Source organism: Pseudomonas sp. HP_08 (assembly GCF_055284095.1).
Genome location: NZ_JBTOQC010000014.1, coordinates 80,056 through 97,452, shown reverse-complemented (window position 1 = coordinate 97,452; position 17,397 = coordinate 80,056). Strand labels below are relative to the sequence as shown.

19 protein-coding genes are annotated in these 17,397 nt (G+C 60.4%); 7 read left to right on the top strand and 12 right to left on the bottom strand.

The annotated features are described in order from the left end of the window. Positions 1-42: 42 nt before the first annotated feature. The 3 genes from ACYAS9_RS15170 to ACYAS9_RS15160 all read right to left on the bottom strand — a co-directional run bounded on the left by ACYAS9_RS15170 (position 43) and on the right by ACYAS9_RS15160 (position 4,123). Entirely contained in the window at positions 43-1,182 is a 1,140-nt protein-coding gene (locus ACYAS9_RS15170) for a pectate lyase family protein (protein ID WP_463569125.1), read from the bottom strand. Between the two features lie 538 nt (positions 1,183-1,720). Beyond that, positions 1,721-3,376, bottom strand: coding sequence for a malate dehydrogenase (quinone) (gene mqo, locus ACYAS9_RS15165; RefSeq protein ID WP_463569124.1), 1,656 nt, complete (start codon positions 3,374-3,376; stop codon positions 1,721-1,723). A gap of 483 nt (positions 3,377-3,859) precedes the next feature. Next, positions 3,860-4,123: an accessory factor UbiK family protein gene (locus ACYAS9_RS15160; protein ID WP_463569123.1), complete on the bottom strand. Its 264-nt coding sequence runs from the start codon at positions 4,121-4,123 to the stop codon at positions 3,860-3,862. A gap of 410 nt (positions 4,124-4,533) precedes the next feature. On the opposite strand from ACYAS9_RS15160, the gene glnK reads away from it, so the two are divergent. The 4 genes from glnK (at position 4,534) to sutA (ending at position 7,329) form a co-directional block, all read left to right on the top strand. Beyond that, positions 4,534-4,872 carry a P-II family nitrogen regulator gene (gene glnK, locus ACYAS9_RS15155; RefSeq protein WP_002555808.1) on the top strand — a complete coding sequence of 113 codons (339 nt, stop codon included), beginning with the start codon at positions 4,534-4,536 and terminating at the stop codon, positions 4,870-4,872. A 32-nt stretch (positions 4,873-4,904) separates the two neighbouring features. After that, positions 4,905-6,242 carry an ammonium transporter gene (locus ACYAS9_RS15150; protein WP_463569122.1) on the top strand — a complete coding sequence of 446 codons (1,338 nt, stop codon included), beginning with the start codon at positions 4,905-4,907 and terminating at the stop codon, positions 6,240-6,242. A 235-nt stretch (positions 6,243-6,477) separates the two neighbouring features. Beyond that, positions 6,478-6,903 carry a secondary thiamine-phosphate synthase enzyme YjbQ gene (locus ACYAS9_RS15145; protein WP_463569147.1) on the top strand — a complete coding sequence of 142 codons (426 nt, stop codon included), beginning with the start codon at positions 6,478-6,480 and terminating at the stop codon, positions 6,901-6,903. Between the two features lie 96 nt (positions 6,904-6,999). Then, the gene (gene sutA, locus ACYAS9_RS15140) at positions 7,000-7,329 is read left to right on the top strand and encodes a transcriptional regulator SutA (RefSeq protein WP_463569121.1); all 330 of its coding nucleotides are present in this window, start codon (positions 7,000-7,002) and stop codon (positions 7,327-7,329) included. 93 nt (positions 7,330-7,422) lie between these two features. On the opposite strand, the gene ACYAS9_RS15135 is transcribed toward sutA, so the two are convergent. The 6 genes from ACYAS9_RS15135 to lptM are packed head-to-tail and all read right to left on the bottom strand — an operon-like array spanning position 7,423 to position 12,015. After that, the gene (locus ACYAS9_RS15135; RefSeq protein WP_463569120.1) at positions 7,423-8,115 is read right to left on the bottom strand and encodes an HAD family hydrolase; all 693 of its coding nucleotides are present in this window, start codon (positions 8,113-8,115) and stop codon (positions 7,423-7,425) included. Between the two features lie 14 nt (positions 8,116-8,129). Next, positions 8,130-9,029, bottom strand: coding sequence for a tyrosine recombinase XerC (gene xerC / locus ACYAS9_RS15130; protein WP_463569119.1), 900 nt, complete (start codon positions 9,027-9,029; stop codon positions 8,130-8,132). A 2-nt stretch (positions 9,030-9,031) separates the two neighbouring features. Further along, entirely contained in the window at positions 9,032-9,763 is a 732-nt protein-coding gene (locus ACYAS9_RS15125; protein WP_463569118.1) for a DUF484 family protein, read from the bottom strand. A 13-nt stretch (positions 9,764-9,776) separates the two neighbouring features. Next, positions 9,777-10,607, bottom strand: coding sequence for a diaminopimelate epimerase (dapF, locus tag ACYAS9_RS15120; protein WP_463569117.1), 831 nt, complete (start codon positions 10,605-10,607; stop codon positions 9,777-9,779). Positions 10,608-10,611: 4 nt separating this feature from the next. Then, positions 10,612-11,859, bottom strand: coding sequence for a diaminopimelate decarboxylase (gene lysA / locus ACYAS9_RS15115; RefSeq protein WP_463569116.1), 1,248 nt, complete (start codon positions 11,857-11,859; stop codon positions 10,612-10,614). 9 nt (positions 11,860-11,868) lie between these two features. Next, a complete protein-coding gene (lptM, locus tag ACYAS9_RS15110) occupies positions 11,869-12,015 on the bottom strand; it encodes an LPS translocon maturation chaperone LptM (protein WP_463569115.1) in 147 nt (48 codons plus the stop codon). A gap of 225 nt (positions 12,016-12,240) precedes the next feature. Here lptM and cyaY point away from each other — a divergent pair, with 225 nt between their 5' ends. Together cyaY and ACYAS9_RS15100 are read left to right on the top strand one after the other, a co-directional pair. Next, a complete protein-coding gene (gene cyaY, locus ACYAS9_RS15105; protein ID WP_463569114.1) occupies positions 12,241-12,573 on the top strand; it encodes an iron donor protein CyaY in 333 nt (110 codons plus the stop codon). 3 nt (positions 12,574-12,576) lie between these two features. Next, complete coding sequence (locus ACYAS9_RS15100) at positions 12,577-12,804, top strand: DUF1289 domain-containing protein (RefSeq protein WP_463569113.1); 228 nt, start codon at positions 12,577-12,579, stop codon at positions 12,802-12,804. A 15-nt stretch (positions 12,805-12,819) separates the two neighbouring features. Here the strand turns inward: ACYAS9_RS15100 and ACYAS9_RS15095 are convergent, their stop codons facing one another. The 3 genes from ACYAS9_RS15095 to ACYAS9_RS15085 all read right to left on the bottom strand — a co-directional run bounded on the left by ACYAS9_RS15095 (position 12,820) and on the right by ACYAS9_RS15085 (position 16,545). Continuing rightward, positions 12,820-15,666, bottom strand: coding sequence for a class I adenylate cyclase (locus tag ACYAS9_RS15095; RefSeq protein WP_463569112.1), 2,847 nt, complete (start codon positions 15,664-15,666; stop codon positions 12,820-12,822). Between the two features lie 237 nt (positions 15,667-15,903). Next, positions 15,904-16,152, bottom strand: a complete 249-nt coding sequence (locus ACYAS9_RS15090) for a TIGR02647 family protein (RefSeq protein ID WP_463569111.1) — start codon at positions 16,150-16,152, stop codon at positions 15,904-15,906. Between the two features lie 117 nt (positions 16,153-16,269). Then, positions 16,270-16,545 carry a hypothetical protein gene (locus ACYAS9_RS15085; protein ID WP_463569110.1) on the bottom strand — a complete coding sequence of 92 codons (276 nt, stop codon included), beginning with the start codon at positions 16,543-16,545 and terminating at the stop codon, positions 16,270-16,272. 176 nt (positions 16,546-16,721) lie between these two features. Here ACYAS9_RS15085 and ACYAS9_RS15080 point away from each other — a divergent pair, with 176 nt between their 5' ends. After that, the gene (locus ACYAS9_RS15080) at positions 16,722-17,396 is read left to right on the top strand and encodes a glutathione S-transferase family protein (RefSeq protein WP_463569109.1); all 675 of its coding nucleotides are present in this window, start codon (positions 16,722-16,724) and stop codon (positions 17,394-17,396) included. Position 17,397 lies beyond the last annotated feature (1 nt).

Here is a 17,397-nt window from a genome sequence, read left to right as displayed (position 1 = left end):
TTCGTCACCGAAGGCTTTCTTTACGACGATGACAGCGCTGAATCAGATCTTGCCGGCGCCGGCCTTGGCGGTGACGTCAGCTTTCACTTTGTCGGCATTGAGCGGGGTGTAGCTGTACGGCGGGGTCCAGCCGATGCTCGAACTCCAGGTGCAGGTCAGTGCAGTGCCATTGAGCGTCGAGCCCGAGTCGCGGTAAACGCTTCCACCGTAATCGCCAGCGATCTTGGTGCAACCGCTGATGCCCGAGATTTCGAAGGCGTTCTTCTCGGAGAAAATCTTCGAGCTCTTGCCAACGCCGTGGGCGTAGCTGAACGGATAAACGCTGTGGCTGGCGCTGCCCACATGATAGTTGTTGTACAGATGCACCTGGCCGAAGCGCACGCGCGGGGCACGGGCAGAAATATTTTCGAACAGCGAGTTGTGGATCGTGACCTTCAGCTTGCCGTCATCGGTGGTACGGCTGTCGCTGGAGCCGATAAGGTTGTTCTTCTCGTGGGACTTGAATGCCGTGTACGAGATGGTGACGTAGTTGGCGCCATTCTTGACGTCCAGCGCACCGTCGTGATGCTGCTTGGGACGGCCATTGGCGGTGCCGTTCTGGTCATCGGTGCGACGGCCATCGGTGAAGGTGACATGGTCGACCCACACGTTGTTGGCGCCCTCGATGGTCAGGCCGTCGTACTCGGAGTTCCAGTTGCCCGCGCTGCCATCGTTCGCGTCCCAGATCGGCTCAGGGTCCCACGGGTTTTCGATGGTGAGATTGCGGATGATCACGTCGTTTTCTTTGGCGTAAAAGAAACCTTCGCGAATTTCGGCATTGCTGGTGATGCCCACAATGGTGGTCTTGCCAGGAATGTCCAGGCGACCGCGGGCCTTCATGTCGGCGGTCTTGGTGTAAGCCTTGCCTTCGCTGACATCAATGACGCCGCTGATCTTGATGATGCGCCCGTTAGTGCCGACAGACGCTTTCAGCGCTGTTTTCAACTCGGCAGCGTTTTTAACGGTGTAGATATTATTTGCAGCGGCTTTGGAGCCACCTTTGGTACCGCCGTTCTGGGTGGCCCAGCCGGTTGTAGCGACATCCAGTGCGATATCGGCCTGTGCACCAAAGCTTGCGAACAGCAAAGAAGCAACTACAGCACTCGCCAGTTTGTTGGCAGTAAAAATTGAAGGTTTAGTCATGAATAATCAGATCCTTGATTAACTTGAGTTTTTTTAACGCACACATGACTGCGCGTTCTCGAGCGGACGTCCTTATCACTTGTGCAGCGAATAACGTCCGCTGCGGGCGGGATAGTAACATGGCTTTTGAATTGTTGTCGTACAACTAATTGAGCCGCGATAAAGATTATTTTTACACCGTGTCCCGGACTACTCGGCCAGCCCTCTACGCGCCGAACGGCGGGCCATGCAGGACCACCTGATGTTGTACGAAAGGCTAGGGGCGCTGCACTTTGTGGCGGTTTTTTTACGGCTGCTCCAACGAAAAATCCTATAACTTTTAAATGGTTAAATTTCTTTATAAGCCATTCGTTAATAGCGGACTTTTTTGACTGTTTTTTGGCGGGCTATCCGGGTCGCAGCGCGAAGGCTTGATCCACCAGGCTGTTATTTCGCAAGTTGTGGAATGACGTGAGGTGGCCCTTGTAAAGTCAGCAGCAAAAGAAAACCCCGCCAGGCAGTGCCTGGCGGGGTTCGGTCTTGTAGCTACCGCGACTGCTTACAGCGCCATATCGGTCGCTGCATTGCTCTCACGTGGCTTGGCCGGAGTCGCCGGAGCTGCCGGTGCGACTGCTGGAGCAGCCGAGCCGTTGACGGCTGGCGGCGTTGGCAGTTGCAGGATCTCGGCGGTGTAGGCCCACTCTTTGGCGACAGCTTCAGGGCTGTCGTTCAGCTTGGTGCCGTAGCTAGGCACGATCTGGTGCAGCTTTTCCTGCCAGGCTGGCGTGGCAACCTTGTCTTTGAAGACCTTTTCCAGAACGCTCAGCATGATCGGTGCAGCGGTCGAAGCGCCTGGGGATGCGCCCAGCAGGCCGGCGATGCTGCCGTCCTTGGAAGCAACGATCTCGGTGCCCAGTTTCAGCACGCCGCCCTTGTCTTCGTCACGCTTGATGATCTGCACGCGCTGGCCGGCTTGCCACAGACGCCAGTCTTCTTTCTTGGCGTTCGGGAAGTACTCGCGCAGGGCTTCCAGACGATCGTCGTCGTCCAGCATGACTTGACCGGCGAGGTATTCGATCAGCGGGTATTCACGCACGCCGACACGGGTCATTGGCCACACGTTGTGTGTGTTGGTGCTGGTCAGCAGGTCGAAGTACGAACCGTTCTTCAGGAACTTGGTCGAGAAGGTCGCGAACGGGCCAAACAGAATGACGCGCTTGCCGTCGAGCACGCGGGTGTCCAGGTGCGGAACCGACATCGGTGGCGCGCCAACCGAAGCCTTGCCGTAGGCCTTGGCCAGGTGAGCATCGGCAATCGCCGGGTTATCGGTCACCAGGAAAGAACCACCCACCGGGAAGCCTGCGTATTCCTTGGCTTCAGGAATGCCCGAGGCTTGCAGCAGGTGCAGGGCACCGCCGCCAGCGCCGATGAACACGAACTTGGCGTCGGTGGAGGTTTCGGTGCCGTCCTTGAGGTTCTTGTAGGTCACGCGCCAGCCGCCGTCGGCGTTGCGCTTGATCTCTTCGACTTCGCTGGACAGCTTGAGGTCGAACTGCTCTTTGGTCTTGAGATGGCCGACGAACTGGCGGGTGATCTCGCCGAAGTTCATGTCGGTGCCGATAGGGCTCCAGGTGGCGGCGATCTTCTGCTTCGGATCACGGCCGTCCATCATCAGTGGAACCCACTGTTTGATCTGCGCCGGGTCTTCGGAGTACTGCATGCCGCTGAACAGAGGGCTGGCCTTGAGCGCCTCATAGCGTTTTTGCAGGAACTGAATGTTCTCGTCGCCCCACACGAAGCTCATGTGCGGTGTGTAGTTGATGAACGAACGCGGGTCTTTGAGCACGCCGTTCTTGACCTGCCAGGCCCAGAACTGACGGGAGATCTGGAACGACTCGTTGATCTCGATCGCCTTGGAGATGTCGATCTTGCCGTCTTTGCCTTCCGGGGTGTAGTTCAGTTCGGCGAGGGCCGAGTGACCGGTACCGGCGTTGTTCCAGCCGTTGGAGCTCTCTTCGGCCACAGCGTCCAGACGCTCGACCATTTCGATCGACCAGCTTGGCTCCAGCTCGTTGAGCCAGACACCCAGGGTTGAACTCATGATGCCGCCGCCGATAAGCAGTACATCAACTTTTTTGGCTTCAGCGGCATGGACAGGCATGAAACCCACTGTCAGCGCCAAGCCCAGCAAGGCCTTGTTCACTTTATTAAGCATGTTGTAATTCCTAGGATTAACGCCATCCCTCCTGCCATTCTTGACTGCGACCGGCCTGGAGACGGGCATTGACTACCGCGTTTTCCAGGGCTGCTCTTCAGTAAGGCTGGAGAGGCGACTCACCAGATCGAAAAAGATCGACCTCATTATTATGTCCCTCCCGTGCTGATCTCTTATTAGTTGTTGGCTTCAGCGACTTCGATGACACTTTTGTGCTCAGGCTCGTCTGGCGTCGTGGCGCCAGGGGCAAGCCTTTTTACTCACACCCATCAGTCGGATCACAAATCGGTGGATATCACAGTGCCGGACCGGGCTGGCCCGGCAGCGACCTGTCTGCCCAAAAAGGCAGATGCGGTGTGACCTGAACGATTCAGCCGGGCATTTTAGACGAAAATGTCAGGTAAAAGACCTCCAATTGCAGGGGTCCTGGCACAATACCCATTATCGATAAACAAAATGCCCTGTCGTTGGGGGACGCCGGGCTTAGTCCTGCAAGCCGGAAGGATGGCTATTTTCCAACGCGGCGACTTTTGCTTCCAGCGCTTCCAGACGAGCGCGCGTGCGGGCGAGCACGGCCATCTGGCTGTCGAACTCTTCACGACTGACCAGATCGAGCTTGCTGAAGGCGCTTTGCAGCAAAATCTTGAATTGTGCTTCGAACTCACCGCGTGGCAGCGGGGTATCGCCGCTGAACAGGCGCGAGGCGTGATCGCTCAGGGCATCGAGGAGGGCTTTGGGGGCAAGCATGATGGTTTCCCGGTATCTGATGCGCGGCAGTGTAGCACGGTGCGTTTTTTCTCTGGTTTCACGCACACTTATCGCGCATGCAGGCGTGCACGCATGCACTGTTATTGTGCGTCCCGCGCGCCCGAATTCGGCCTGAATGCCGCAGGCGCCGAGCAATGGCTTGATTTCAATGAAAATTACCGAGCTGGCAAGCTTTCTGCTTAGACCCTTGTGACCCATGCACTGATGCAGTCGCTGTGACGAAGGCAGTGCGGCAGGCGGAGCAGGAAAGTATTTCGCCAGATACAGTTATCTGAACTCGGTCGGCGTCTGAATGAGGCGCGCGATACGTTACAAAGCCAGACACTGCGCTTAGACTTGAGACGGGTTTGTTTTCCTGGGGCAAGTCCACCAATTCGGGAGAAAGTTTCATGAAACTAGTCACTGCAATCATCAAGCCGTTCAAGTTGGATGACGTGCGCGAATCGTTGTCCGAGATCGGCGTGCAGGGCATCACTGTCACGGAAGTCAAAGGCTTCGGGCGTCAGAAGGGTCACACTGAGCTGTATCGCGGTGCTGAATACGTAGTCGACTTTCTTCCTAAAGTGAAGATTGACGTCGCCATCGATGACAAGGATCTGGATCGGGTCATCGAAGCAATCACCAAGGCTGCCAACACCGGCAAGATCGGCGATGGCAAGATTTTCGTAGTCAATCTGGAACAGGCTATCCGCATCCGTACCGGCGAAACCGATACCGACGCTATCTAAGCCGTCAAACCCAACGCCCCAGGAGAAACAATATGACTCTGCGTCAATTCGCAGGGCTAGGAGCCCTGTTGTCCCTCGCTTTACCTGGTCTGGCCCTGGCGGCTGAACCTGCTGCAGAACCTGTGCTGAACTCCGGCGATACTGCATGGATGTTGACGGCCACCGCACTGGTTCTATTCATGACTATTCCTGGCCTGGCGCTGTTCTACGGCGGCATGGTCCGCTCCAAGAACATCCTGTCGGTGATGATGCAATGCTTTGCAATCACCGGCCTGATCAGCATCCTGTGGGTGGTTTACGGCTACAGCCTGGCGTTCGATGCCACCGGCATGGAAGAGGGCGTGGTCAACTTCAGCTCCTTCGTCGGCGGCTTCCAGAAAGCCTTCCTGGCAGGTGTTACACCTTCGAGCCTGACCGGTGCTGCGGCACTGTTCCCGGAAGCTGTGTTCATCACCTTCCAGATGACCTTCGCGATCATTACGCCGGCGCTGATCGTCGGTGCGTTCGCCGAGCGCATGAAATTCTCCGCCATGCTGATCTTCATGGCCATCTGGTTCACCCTGGTCTACGCACCGATTGCCCACATGGTCTGGGGCGGTGTCGGCGGCCTGCTGTGGGACTGGGGCGTACTGGACTTCGCGGGCGGCACCGTGGTGCACATCAACGCAGGTGTTGCAGGCCTGGTGGCGTGCCTGGTGCTGGGCAAGCGTAAAGGCTACCCGACCACCCCGATGGCCCCGCACAACCTGGGTTACACCCTGATCGGCGCGGCCATGCTCTGGATCGGCTGGTTCGGCTTCAACGCAGGTTCTGCTGCGGCCGCCAACGGCACCGCCGGCATGGCGATGCTGGTCACCCAGATCGCAACCGCCGCTGCTGCGCTGGGCTGGATGTTCGCCGAGTGGCTGACCCACGGCAAACCAAGCGCACTGGGCATCGCCTCGGGTGTGGTTGCCGGCCTGGTTGCCATCACTCCGGCTGCCGGTACAGCAGGCCCGATGGGCGCGCTGGTCATCGGTCTGGTATCGGGCGTGGTCTGCTTCTTCTGCGCCACCAGCCTCAAGCGCAAGCTGGGCTATGACGACTCGCTGGATGCCTTCGGCGTACACGGCGTCGGCGGTATCGTCGGTGCAATCCTGACTGGCGTCTTCGCAGCCCCTGCTCTGGGCGGCTTCGGCACCGTGACCGACATCGGTACTCAGGTCTGGGTACAGTTCAAGGGCGTGGCGTTCACCGTTGTGTACACCGCCATCGTGACCTACATCATCCTGAAAGTTCTGGATGTGGTCATCGGCCTGCGCGTCAACGAAGAGGAAGAGGCCGTTGGCCTGGACCTGGCGCAACACAACGAGCGTGGCTACAACCTGTAAGCGCTTCGAAAAAAAGTGCCCGGTTCTCCGGGCATTTTTTTGCCTGTTTTTCAGGGATCAACTCAAGATTTGCGCTGTCATTGAATAACCATCGGCGAGTGATAGCACTCGTTTGATAGCGTGCTGGCGGCCGTTGCATCGGCCTCTGGCATGACGCAGGACAAAGGCGCTTTATCGGGTGCTTTGCTTTTTTCTCAGGCGCGTTAGAATGCGCGCCGAACGTGCGGAGAACGCCATGTGGCAGCAATCCGGAATAACCCTGCGGGCCAGGCCCCGCGGGTTTCATCTGGTCACCGATGAGATAGTGACAGGCCTGCCCGAGCTGTCCGGTTGTCGTATCGGGTTGCTGCACCTGTGGCTGCAACACACCTCGGCTTCGTTGACGGTCAACGAGAATGCCGACCCGGCGGTACGTCGTGATTTCGAGCGTTTTTTCAACCGGCTGGTGCCCCAGGGCGTGGCCGGACATGAACACAACGACGAAGGTCCCGATGACTTGCCGGCGCACTTCAAGGCCAGTCTGCTGGGCTGCCAGGTGGTTTTGCCGGTCTCGGCCGGTCGTCTGGCGCTGGGTACATGGCAAGGTGTCTATCTCGGCGAGCATCGGGATCATGGGGGTGCTCGCCGCCTCCTGGCCACCCTTCAGGGTGAATGGGATTAACCGCTGGTTTCAGCGGCTGCTGTGTCTTGAAGCGGCTCGATTTTCAGAGCGGCTGAGCTATAACTAATTCTGCTTTCGCAAGTCATGAGGTTGAACATGAGCGACGACGACAACGATAACGATGATCTGGTAGACGATCTGGAAGGCGAAGAAGAGGGCGAGGAGCTTAGTGCAGCTCCGGAAGATGACGCCCCTGATTCCGATGACGGTGAAGCGGCGGTAACGCCTGCCAAGGGCAAGTCCAAGGCCGCTGTCTCGGTTGATGAGTTGCCCAGTATCGAGGCCAAGCAAAAGGATCGCGATGCGCTGGCTCGCGCCATGGAAGAGTTCCTCTCTCGTGGCGGCCGGGTACAGGAAGTGGAGGCCAACGTGGTCGCCGATCCGCCCAAGAAGCCTGACAACAAGTACGGCAGCCGTCCTATCTGACGGTTGCATGAACGTGTAGGAAAAAGCCCGCTGTTGCGGGCTTTTTTCTGGCTGCGATCCGGGCTGCGATCTGGCAGCGCGCCGGTGTGCCGATCAGGCCCAGCGGGCCAGCACCTCGGGCAATTGCGACAGGTTATGGATCTCGGCGTCAGGCCGGTTGTCGGCGTCCCAGACCTTGCCCTGCGGGTTGTACCAGATGGCCCGCAGACCGGCGCGCTGGGCCCCGGCGATGTCATCTTCGGGATGATCGCCGATATGCACCGCATGGGCGGGCTCGCAACGGGCACGGCTCAAGGCTTCAAGAAAGGGCGTGGGGTCGGGCTTGCCGATACCCAGGTCTTCGGCGCACAGGGCGAAGTTGAAATAGTCGGCCAGGCCCAGGCGGCGCACATCGGCATTGCCGTTGGTGATCACCCCCAGCGTGTAGGTCTTGGCGAGAATCTCCAGGGTCGGCAGAACCTCCGGGAACACTTGCACCTGATGGCGCCCATGCAGAAAAGCCTCGAAGCTGCGGTCGGCCAGGTCCTGGGCCTCATCGCCATCGTAGCCGGCATCCTCCAGGGCATGGAACAGCACGCGACGGCGCAGGCTGCTGATGCGGTGCTTGAGGCCCGGTTCTTCACTGATCAGCCGGGTGCGGATGGCCCACAGATGCTCCACGGGAACAGGCCCCAGGCGCGGCGCGTGCTCGGTCAGCCAGTCGCGCAGCAGGGTTTCGGCGCCAAGAATGGCCGGTGCGTTGTCCCACAGCGTGTCGTCGAGGTCGAAGGTGATCAGCTTAATCATGGGGCGTTACCTGTTTAATCATGGCCGCTGTCTTTGCGCCTGGCCCGGGGATGAGCGCTGTCGTACACGCTGGCCAAATGCTGGAAATCCAGATGAGTGTAGATCTGCGTGGTGCTGATGTCGGCATGCCCGAGCAGTTCCTGCACCGCGCGCAGGTCCTGAGACGATTCCAGCAAGTGGCTGGCGAAAGAATGGCGCAGCATGTGTGGATGCAGGTTCTGGCCCAGCTCGCGCTCGCCAGCAGCCTTCAGGCGTACCTGAATGGCCCGCGGGCCGAGGCGCCGGCCTTGCATGCCGACAAACACCGCGTTGTCCTGCGGGTTGGCCTGCCCGCGCAGCTTGAGCCATTCCTGCAAGGCCAGGCGGGCCTTGCTGCCCACCGGCAACACGCGGGTCTTGCTGCCCTTGCCCAGCACTTGCACCAGACCGTCGTTCAGGTCCAGTTGATCGATATCCAGGCCGGTCAGTTCCGACAGGCGCAGTCCCGACGAGTAGAACAGCTCCATGATGGCCTGGTCGCGACGCGCCAGAAAGTCGTCCTCTACGGCGCCCTCGAACAGTTGCGCGGTACGGTCGGTGTCCAGGGTCTTGGGCAGGCGCCGCTCGCCCTTGGGCGGCGACAGGCCGTTGGCCGGGTCGTGCTGGCAGAGGCCTTCGCGATTGAGGTACTGGTACAGGCCACGCACCGCCGACAGCAATCGGGCCAGGCTGCGCGAAGACTGGCCTTGCTGGTGCTGACGGGCAACGAAGCTGCGCAGGTGCTGGATATCGAGATCGGCCCAGCTGGCCAAAGACTGCTTCTGGCAGAACGCCAGAACCTTGTTCAGGTCGCGTCGGTAAGCCTGCAGGGTATGCGGCGACACCTGGCGCTCACTGTGCAAATGCGTGCAGTAAGCCTCCAGCTGCCGTTCCATGCTCAGCGTACCGAGCGCAGCGAGTGGGTCAGGCGCGGCAGCAGGCGGCTGAGCACATCGGCGATGTAGCTTAGAAACAGGGTGCCGACCGAACTCTTGTAATGCTGGGGATCGCGGCTGCCGATCGCCAGCACGCCGAGCAAACCCTGATGATTGAGGGTCACCAGCGCGGTAGAGCCGACCTGCTTGCTCTGTTCGGCGCCAAACAGAAACGCCAGCTCGTGCTCGCGCAATGCGCCACACACGGCCTTTTCGCCCATCAGGCCGCCAATGGCGGTCTGCGCTTCGCTGCTGCTGGCCCAGCGGCCGACCGGCATGCTGTTGTCGCCGAACAGGATCAAGCTGACGAACGGCACCTGAAAGTCATGGCGCAGGCTGTCTTCGACAGCGATGACCAGTTCGTCGAGACTGCCGGCGTCCATCAGCGCCAGGTTCAGGCGGCGGGTTTTCTCGAACAGGCGGTCGTTGTCGCGGGCTACATCCATCAATTGCGACAGACGATGGCGCATCTCGATGTTGCGTTCACGCAGCAGCTTGAGCTGGCGCTCGACCAGCGAGACGCTGTCGCCGCGCTGGTGAGGAATGCGCATCGCCACCAGCAGTTCGTCGTGTTCGGCGAAGAATTCCGGGTGATGCAGCAGAAAGGCGATGACCGCCTCTGCTTCCGGGTCGTGCGTTGCGCCATTGATTGGCGCTTCGCCTTGCAGGCTTGAAGCAGGAGGCTGATCGGTCATCGCATTTGCTCACTCATAGACGAACCTGGCCCTCGTAGACCCGCACCGCAGGCCCTGTCATCAACACCGGCTGGCCGGGGCCCGCCCATTCGATGGACAGGCGCCCGCCCGGCAGATCGATCAATACCGGCGAGTCCATCCAGCCCTGGCTGATGGCCGCGACAGCCGCCGCACAGGCGCCCGTGCCGCAGGCCTGGGTTTCGCCGGCACCGCGTTCCCAGACGCGCAGTTGCGCGCGCTGGCGATCGACAACGTGCAGAAACCCCACGTTGACCCGTGCCGGAAAGCGCGGGTGATGTTCGATTTTCGCGCCCAGTTCATGCACCGGGGCGTTGTTGATGTCGTCTACACGCAGTACCGCGTGCGGATTGCCCATCGACACCGCTGCCAGCGCAACGGTCTGGCCGTCGACGTCCAGATCATAGCTGATCGCCTGTTGCGCCGCCTGGAACGGGATCTGCTCCGGCACCAGCCGTGGCGGCCCCATGTCTACGCAGATCTGCCCGTCGTTGCGCACATCCAGCTCGATGATGCCGCTCTTGGTTTCGACGCGGATCAAGCGCTTGGTGGTCAGGCGCTTGTCCAGCACGAAACGGGCGAAGCAGCGCGCACCATTGCCGCACTGCTCGACTTCGGAGCCGTCGGAATTGAAGATCCGGTAACGGAAATCCACGTCCGGATTGCTCGGCGCCTCGACGATCAACAGCTGGTCGAAGCCGATGCCGGTGTGCCGGTCACCCCACTGTTTGGCGTGCTTGGGCAAGATGTGCGCGTGCTGGCTGACCAGGTCCAGAACCATGAAGTCATTGCCCAGCCCGTGCATCTTGGTAAAACGCAGCAGCATGGGATCACTCCGGCAGCAGGCTTTCGCCGGCAAACAGCTCGCTCAGGGTTTCCCGACGACGCACTTCGAAAACGTCGCTGCCATCGACCAGTACTTCAGCGGCGCGACCACGGGTGTTGTAGTTCGAGCTCATGACGAAACCATAGGCACCGGCCGAATGAACGGCCAGCAGATCGCCTTCGGCCAGCGCCAGCTCGCGGTTCTTGGCCAGGAAATCGCCGGTTTCGCAGATCGGACCGACGATGTCGTAGGTGCGCGCGGCACCGTCACGCGGGCGTACCGCCGTGACATCCATCCAGGCCTGGTACAGCGCCGGGCGGATCAGGTCGTTCATCGCCGCATCGACGATGGCGAAATCCTTGTGCTCGGTGTGCTTGAGGTACTCGACCTGGGTCAGCAGCACGCCGGCATTGGCGACGATGAAGCGGCCCGGCTCGAACACCAGAGCCAGATCGCGGCCATCCAGGCGCTCGCGCACTGCCTTGATGTAATCGCCGGCCAGCGGCGGCTCTTCATCGCGATAACGCACGCCCAGACCGCCGCCCAGATCGATATGGCGCAAGTGGATGCCGCAATCGCCAAGGCGATCGACCAGATCCAGCAGGCGGTCCAGTGCATCGATGAACGGTTCCAGCGTGGTCAGCTGCGAGCCGATATGGCAATCGACGCCGACCACGTCAAGGTTCGGCAACTGCGAGGCGCGAACATAGACGTCTTCGGCGTCGCTGATGGCGATGCCGAACTTGTTTTCCTTAAGGCCCGTGGAGATGTACGGATGGGTGCCGGCATCCACGTCCGGGTTGACCCGCAGCGACACCGGTGCGCGAACGCCCAGCTCGGCGGCCACCACTTGCAGACGCTCAAGCTCGTCGGTGGACTCGACGTTGAAGCAGTGCACGCCCACTTCCAGGGCGCGGCGCATGTCTTCGCGGGTCTTGCCGACACCGGAAAAGACGATGCGGTCAGCCTGACCGCCCGCTGCCAGAACGCGCTCCAGCTCACCGCGCGAAACGATATCGAAGCCTGCGCCCAGACGCGCCAGAACGTTGAGCACGCCCAGGTTGGAGTTGGCCTTGACGGCGAAACACACCAGGTGCGGCATGCCGCTCAGGGCGTCAGCGTAAGCGCGATATTGCGCCTCGATATGGGCGCGCGAGTAGACATAGGTGGGCGTGCCGAAACGTTCGGCAATGGCAGACAAGGCCACGCCCTCCGCGAACAGCTCACCGTCGCGGTAGTTGAAAGCGTCCATGGAGTACCCTTAAGAATGCTTGTGCGAGTGCGATGGGGCTTGTTCGTCGGAAGACTTGCTGTCGTCAGGGAGGTACAGCGGGCCTTTTTGCCCACAGGCGGTGACGAGGCAGGCAACCGCGAGGAGCGCAGCAAGCGAAGAGATCAGGCGCTTCATGGCGAAATCCTTTGTATAAGCTTTGATTGCGGCCGAGTATACCGGCCACCCGGCGGCTTGCCTATGCGGTGACCTTTCCGTCTGGCGGGGCTTTGACGCGATTGTCTGCCGGTAACGAGCCGTTTGCCGATTTTTGACGCCTCGTATCCGGCTTTGCATTTGCCCGCCTGCGCCCGTATCGTGCGCGACATGTGATATCCGTCCATTTTCCCGAGGTTCATGACAATGAGTTTGACCGAAGCCCGCTTTCACGACCTGGTCGATGCAACTCAGGAGAATCTGGAAGACATTTTTGACGAGAGCGGCCTGGACCTTGACCTGGAAAATTCGGCCGGTGTGCTGACCGTCAAGTTCGAGAACGGCTCGCAGATCATCTTCAGCCGCCAGGAGCCGCTGCGCCAGCTGTGGCTGGCGGCAAAGTCGGGTGGCTTCCACTTCGACTACGACGAGCAGGACAGCCGCTGGGTCTGCGACACCAGCGACGAGCTGCTCAGCGAAATGCTGGCGCGCATCACCCTTGAACAGGCCGGCGTAGAGCTGGACTTCGACGAGATCTGATTCGTGACCGCAACCGCCGCACCACGCCCGCCCAAACCGCTGTACAGCAACGTCAGTTCAGCCGTGCGCTCTCCCTGCGTCAGCCTGTGCCGGCTGGATGACGAGAAGGTCTGCACCGGCTGTTTTCGTCATGTCGAAGACATCCGCGAATGGCGCTCGGCCGACGACGAACGCCGTCGCCAGATCTGTAGCGCGGCCGAACAACGCAAGCGTGATGCGTCGCAGCCATGACGCCTTGCAGCAACCCTACAAGGCTTCGTGCATCGCGTCGTTAAGGCGCTTTTCCAGACGGGTCTTGTGGTGCAGGTAGAGAATGCTCTGCCCATGCCCGTCATCGTTCAGGCCTGACAGGTCAAGATCGGTGATGTAACAGCGATAACGCTCGGCTTCATTGCGCCGGGCCAGAATCTGCCGGGCGACCACCGTATACAGCTGCTCACCGTATTCCAGCTCGGAAAACTCACGGTTGTCGCAGTACAGCGTGACGGTCACCTGTTCTGGGGCCGCTTCTTCGAAAATGGCCTGCACATCATAAAAAGCCCGGTCTGTCGCCATGGGCGCCGGTCGCGGCTCGATGCTGCGGGCGCGATTGCCTCCTGATGGCAACACTTGGTAATACAACACTTCCAGCGCCACCGGCTCCTGCGGATTATCCAGCGGCAATGAAGCGCCGCGTCGATAGATCAGCGACTGGAAAAAACGCTGCAAGGGTTGCAAGAGGCTCTGTTCGTCATGCCAAGGCAGGTTCTGATGCCACAGCGCATTGTGCTCATCGAGTACATAGAGGTCGGCGGACGCCTCGACGACGCGGTAGAACACCTGAATGCACTCGGGCTGGCCGTGCGCAAGAATCAGCGGCAGGTCATGGTCGTCCAGTGCCTGCGGGTCCAGGTGCAACGGGCTGTAGCAGGGCAAATGCTCGCCCAGATAGGCGAACAGGCCGGACAGGCTGTTGATGACCACAGGCGTGATCTGCTCCAGCAGCAATTCCAGCACGTGGTACTGCTGCTGCACCTGAATCAGGTAGCGATGATTCAGCCGCCGTGCCAGCAGCAAGCGGGCCGTGTCGACGATTTCCTCGACACGCAGGGCAATGGCCTGAGCGCGGTTGTGGCAGAAGCAACTGACCCTGATGCGTGGCTGGACCTGACCTTCGGGCAGGCTGCCGAGCAGGTCGACCAGGCAATCGAGCAGGGCATGCGGGCCGTCGTAGCGGCTGACCAGGGTTTCATTCCAGCTATTGAGCGTGATCTGGTCCAGGGTCAGGACCAGATTCTCGCGGGCGCCCGCATAGCTCAGCGAGTCGGTGCGCTCGGTGGTCATCAGGATGTTCAGGTCGCGGTGATGACGCAACGGATCAAGCCCGACGTTGACCAGCAGCAGGATCTCTCTGGGCACGCTGGGCTCGAGCAGTTGTTCATCACTGACGGCCGGCAACGGCAGGGCAAAGCTCTGTTGCAGGGCGCCGGTCAGGTTGAACAGTTCAATCTCGCTCAAATCGCTGGTGCCGGGGTGCAGGGCCAGGCGCGTGCTGCTGTCGATGACCTGGTTACGGTGACACCAAGCCAGCAGTTCAAGCAATTCACGGCTGCGTTTGATGGGCGTGAACGCTGGCCACTCATGCGCTTTCAGGCTGCCGTTGTACAGGCTCCACTGATGCTTGCCCGGCTCGCGCTTGTTCGGCGAATGCACCAGGGTCAGGGTGTCTTCGGCAAGATCTGGGGCAATACCGGGGTTGATGAACTCGACCTTGCCGGCCTTGCGCTCGAAGGCCGCATACAGGCGCCGGCCGAGAATGCTCATGTCCCGGGCATTGATCGAGTTGGCGGTTTTCTGCGTACGTGCCAGTTGGGTCAGGAAGCGATAGCTGTAGTTCAGCTCGTTGACCAGCGCGCGGCGCTCGTGGCTCACCTGACGGACTTTCCATTGGCTGCGGCTGTCGAGCAGGGCCAGCTGGCGCTCGTCCCAACCCCATTCGGCGGTCAGGCGCTCCATCAACTGGCGCTGCCAGCCGGTGCTGCGCTGGCGCCCGGTCAGCTTCTTGTTGACCTTCAGGTACAGGCTGCGGCGCACCAGCTCCAGGCGTTCGTGCTCGTTGCGCGCCAGCAAATGTTCCTCGATACGCCGGTACACCACCATGTACGGGTCCAGCTCATCCAGGTCCGGCTGATGATGGGTAAACACCGCCTGCTTGTAGCGCAGGCTCAAGCATTGAACATTCGGGTGTTCGCTGGCGTAGACCTCGATCAGCAACAGCTTGAGTGCCGACTTGTACGGTGAATCAATGCCTTTGAACAACTGCCAGAGCCCGGCACCGACGAACTCGCCCGGCGGGATGTGCGCCATGTTGCCCAGGTCGAGTACCTCATCGGCGCGGATGAAACGCTTGGACAACAGCGTATGGGTGTACTCGTCATAGCGCGGCTCTTCGTAGGCCGGCACCAGCCACCACACCGGTGTACGCCCCGCCAGCCACAGGGCGGTGCGATAAAACTCGTCGAGCAGCAGGTAATGCTGCGCGGTACCGCAATCGTCGGAGCTCAGTTGCGTGTCGCGATCACCGACGCGAAAACGTTGCGGGTCGATCAGAAAGAAGTGCGCTTCGGCACCTTGGGTGTCGGCCCAGGCTTCCAGCGCCTGGCATTTCTTGCGTAACTCGGCGATGGCTTCGGCTGAAAGCTCGCTGTCGTGACAGACCCAGACGTCCATGTCGCTCTGATCGGCCTGGGCCAGAGTCCCGAGGCTGCCCATCAGAAACAGGCCATGGATCGGCTGCGGTGCATGGCCATGGCGCGTCTTGTGCGAGAAAGAACGGGTCAGGCGCTGCGCTTCGGCCAACACCTGAGGGCCAGGTTCGTAATTGGAAACACCGGCTGGCGTGCTGCCGGACACATAACCTGGCAAGAGCGGATGGTTGACATGAAACAGCAGCGGCAACAGGGTCAGGACACTTTGCTGACGGGGCGACAGGCCTTCGCGGGCACGGGCCAGTCGTCCATCGTTGAGCTTCAGAAAGCGGTTGCGTAGCTGGCCAAGAACCTTGCGGTCGATGCCTTCGTCCAGATCGGGACGGATTTCGAAAGGAGGCGTCATCGCAACGTTCAACACCGCAGTGGCAGGCTTTAATTGACGGCGTCATTGAAAGCACGTGCCGTTTCTCCACAGCCTGTTGGCGCAGAGAGCGGCAAGCATGGCGCAGCACGGGCAGCACCGGGAAATTGACGTCAGGACTTGTATCGGCTTTGTATCAGTTTGTGTATGGGCAAGTGAAGGGGGCCAGGCATGTTTTTTATCATCCGGCCCCGGGTCCGATGCACGACAGGCCTGGAGTCAGGCCGCCTGGCGAACCGTTTTCAGGACGGTCAGCAACGCTTGGGCATGGCGGGCGGCTTCCAGCCCCAGGCTGGTCAGATAGCCGCCGTCGACCTGGCTTGTCAGGCCTTTGTCATGCAGGCGTTGGGCTGCGGCGATCGCGCTGGGCGCTGCCACATGGTGGACTTTCAGGCCTTCGAGGGTGTTGTCCAGGTTGAACAGGGCAAGGATTTCCAGTTCGGCAACCAGCTCAGGGGTGTAAGACATAGGTGCTCCAGACTTTTATTGGTGGATGCCCGTCCGGGCGCGGGCCCCTCGTAAAATCGTGGCAGCGGGGCATCCGCAGTGTAGACCGGATTATTGTCCCTGTGCTGGCGATGGCACTCAATTTTCTGGCGGCAGTTCCGGCAGCGCGCGCAGCGCCGTTTCGTACCACTGGCCATCGAACGGCCGGTCGGCAGCGAGCATGGCGTCGATCTCGATGGCCAACACATGAGCCATCAGCTCAAGAATGTCATCGTGCTCATAGCCCACCAGTGTCAGCTTGTTATAGACCGCCTTGGCAGCAGGCGGATTGTCGCTTTCAAGCTGGTTTTCGATGGCCTGCATCAAGGTCGATGCGGCGAACTCTTCTTCGTTGTCATCAAGTACTTCAGTCATGGTGCTTCCTCAGATAAGGGCTGCAGTTTAACTGCATCCTGTAGGCGTAATCGACGAGCGCTGTAGGGCAGGTCTTAAAATATCGAGAGACCGTCATAACTTGCTGATTTTCCTGAAAAAATGAATAAAGTCGCGGCTTCTTGTGCATGACGCGCGACATTCAGGGAGACAGTGCAGTGCTGAAATTATACGGATTTGCCGCGAGCAATTATTTCAACATGGTCCAGCTGGCGTTGCTGGAGAAGCAGTTGCCATTCGAGACGGTGGCGCTGCATGGCTGCCAGAACCCGGAGGCGCTGGCCATCAGTGCGAGGGGCAAGGTGCCGGTGCTGGGCACGCCCGAGGGTTTCATCAGTGAGACCGATGTCATCCTGCGTTACATCGAAGACACCCGGCCAGACAGGCCGCTGGTTCCGGCCGAGCCATTCGCGCGCGCTCAGGTGTGGACCCTTGCCAAGGAAATAGAGCTGTACATCGAGCTGCCGGCGCGGCTGTGTTACGTCGAGGTCATTTTCGGCGGCCGTGCGACACCCGCCGACCTGAAAGCCAAGGCGCGCCGCGACCTGATCAAGGGCTTTATGGCACTGGCCCAGCGCGGTCGCTTTGCGCCGTATGTGGCGGGAGAGCAGTTCACCGTGGCGGATATCTACTTTCTTTACAGCGTCGACCTGGCGCAGCGCGTGGGCGAGCACCTGTTTGGTCTGGACTTGCTGGGGCAGGTGCCCGGGGCGCGGGCCTTGCTGGAGCATCTGGCGCAAAGGCCCGATGTCCAGCACGTCGCGGCGGCCAGAGAAGCGGACTGGCCGAGGTTTCTGGCGCGCGTGCAGGCAGTGGCGCGCCAGGCGGGGTAGG

Coding starts and splice junctions, on each gene's coding strand:
- ACYAS9_RS15170 (WP_463569125.1), bottom strand. CDS start 1,182: ATGACTAAACCTTCAATTTTTACTGCCAACAAACTGGCGAGTGCTGTA.
- mqo (WP_463569124.1), bottom strand. CDS start 3,376: ATGCTTAATAAAGTGAACAAGGCCTTGCTGGGCTTGGCGCTGACAGTG.
- ACYAS9_RS15160 (WP_463569123.1), bottom strand. CDS start 4,123: ATGCTTGCCCCCAAAGCCCTCCTCGATGCCCTGAGCGATCACGCCTCG.
- glnK (WP_002555808.1), top strand. CDS start 4,534: ATGAAACTAGTCACTGCAATCATCAAGCCGTTCAAGTTGGATGACGTG.
- ACYAS9_RS15150 (WP_463569122.1), top strand. CDS start 4,905: ATGACTCTGCGTCAATTCGCAGGGCTAGGAGCCCTGTTGTCCCTCGCT.
- ACYAS9_RS15145 (WP_463569147.1), top strand. CDS start 6,478: ATGTGGCAGCAATCCGGAATAACCCTGCGGGCCAGGCCCCGCGGGTTT.
- sutA (WP_463569121.1), top strand. CDS start 7,000: ATGAGCGACGACGACAACGATAACGATGATCTGGTAGACGATCTGGAA.
- ACYAS9_RS15135 (WP_463569120.1), bottom strand. CDS start 8,115: ATGATTAAGCTGATCACCTTCGACCTCGACGACACGCTGTGGGACAAC.
- xerC (WP_463569119.1), bottom strand. CDS start 9,029: ATGGAACGGCAGCTGGAGGCTTACTGCACGCATTTGCACAGTGAGCGC.
- ACYAS9_RS15125 (WP_463569118.1), bottom strand. CDS start 9,763: ATGACCGATCAGCCTCCTGCTTCAAGCCTGCAAGGCGAAGCGCCAATC.
- dapF (WP_463569117.1), bottom strand. CDS start 10,607: ATGCTGCTGCGTTTTACCAAGATGCACGGGCTGGGCAATGACTTCATG.
- lysA (WP_463569116.1), bottom strand. CDS start 11,859: ATGGACGCTTTCAACTACCGCGACGGTGAGCTGTTCGCGGAGGGCGTG.
- lptM (WP_463569115.1), bottom strand. CDS start 12,015: ATGAAGCGCCTGATCTCTTCGCTTGCTGCGCTCCTCGCGGTTGCCTGC.
- cyaY (WP_463569114.1), top strand. CDS start 12,241: ATGAGTTTGACCGAAGCCCGCTTTCACGACCTGGTCGATGCAACTCAG.
- ACYAS9_RS15095 (WP_463569112.1), bottom strand. CDS start 15,666: ATGACGCCTCCTTTCGAAATCCGTCCCGATCTGGACGAAGGCATCGAC.
- ACYAS9_RS15090 (WP_463569111.1), bottom strand. CDS start 16,152: ATGTCTTACACCCCTGAGCTGGTTGCCGAACTGGAAATCCTTGCCCTG.
- ACYAS9_RS15085 (WP_463569110.1), bottom strand. CDS start 16,545: ATGACTGAAGTACTTGATGACAACGAAGAAGAGTTCGCCGCATCGACC.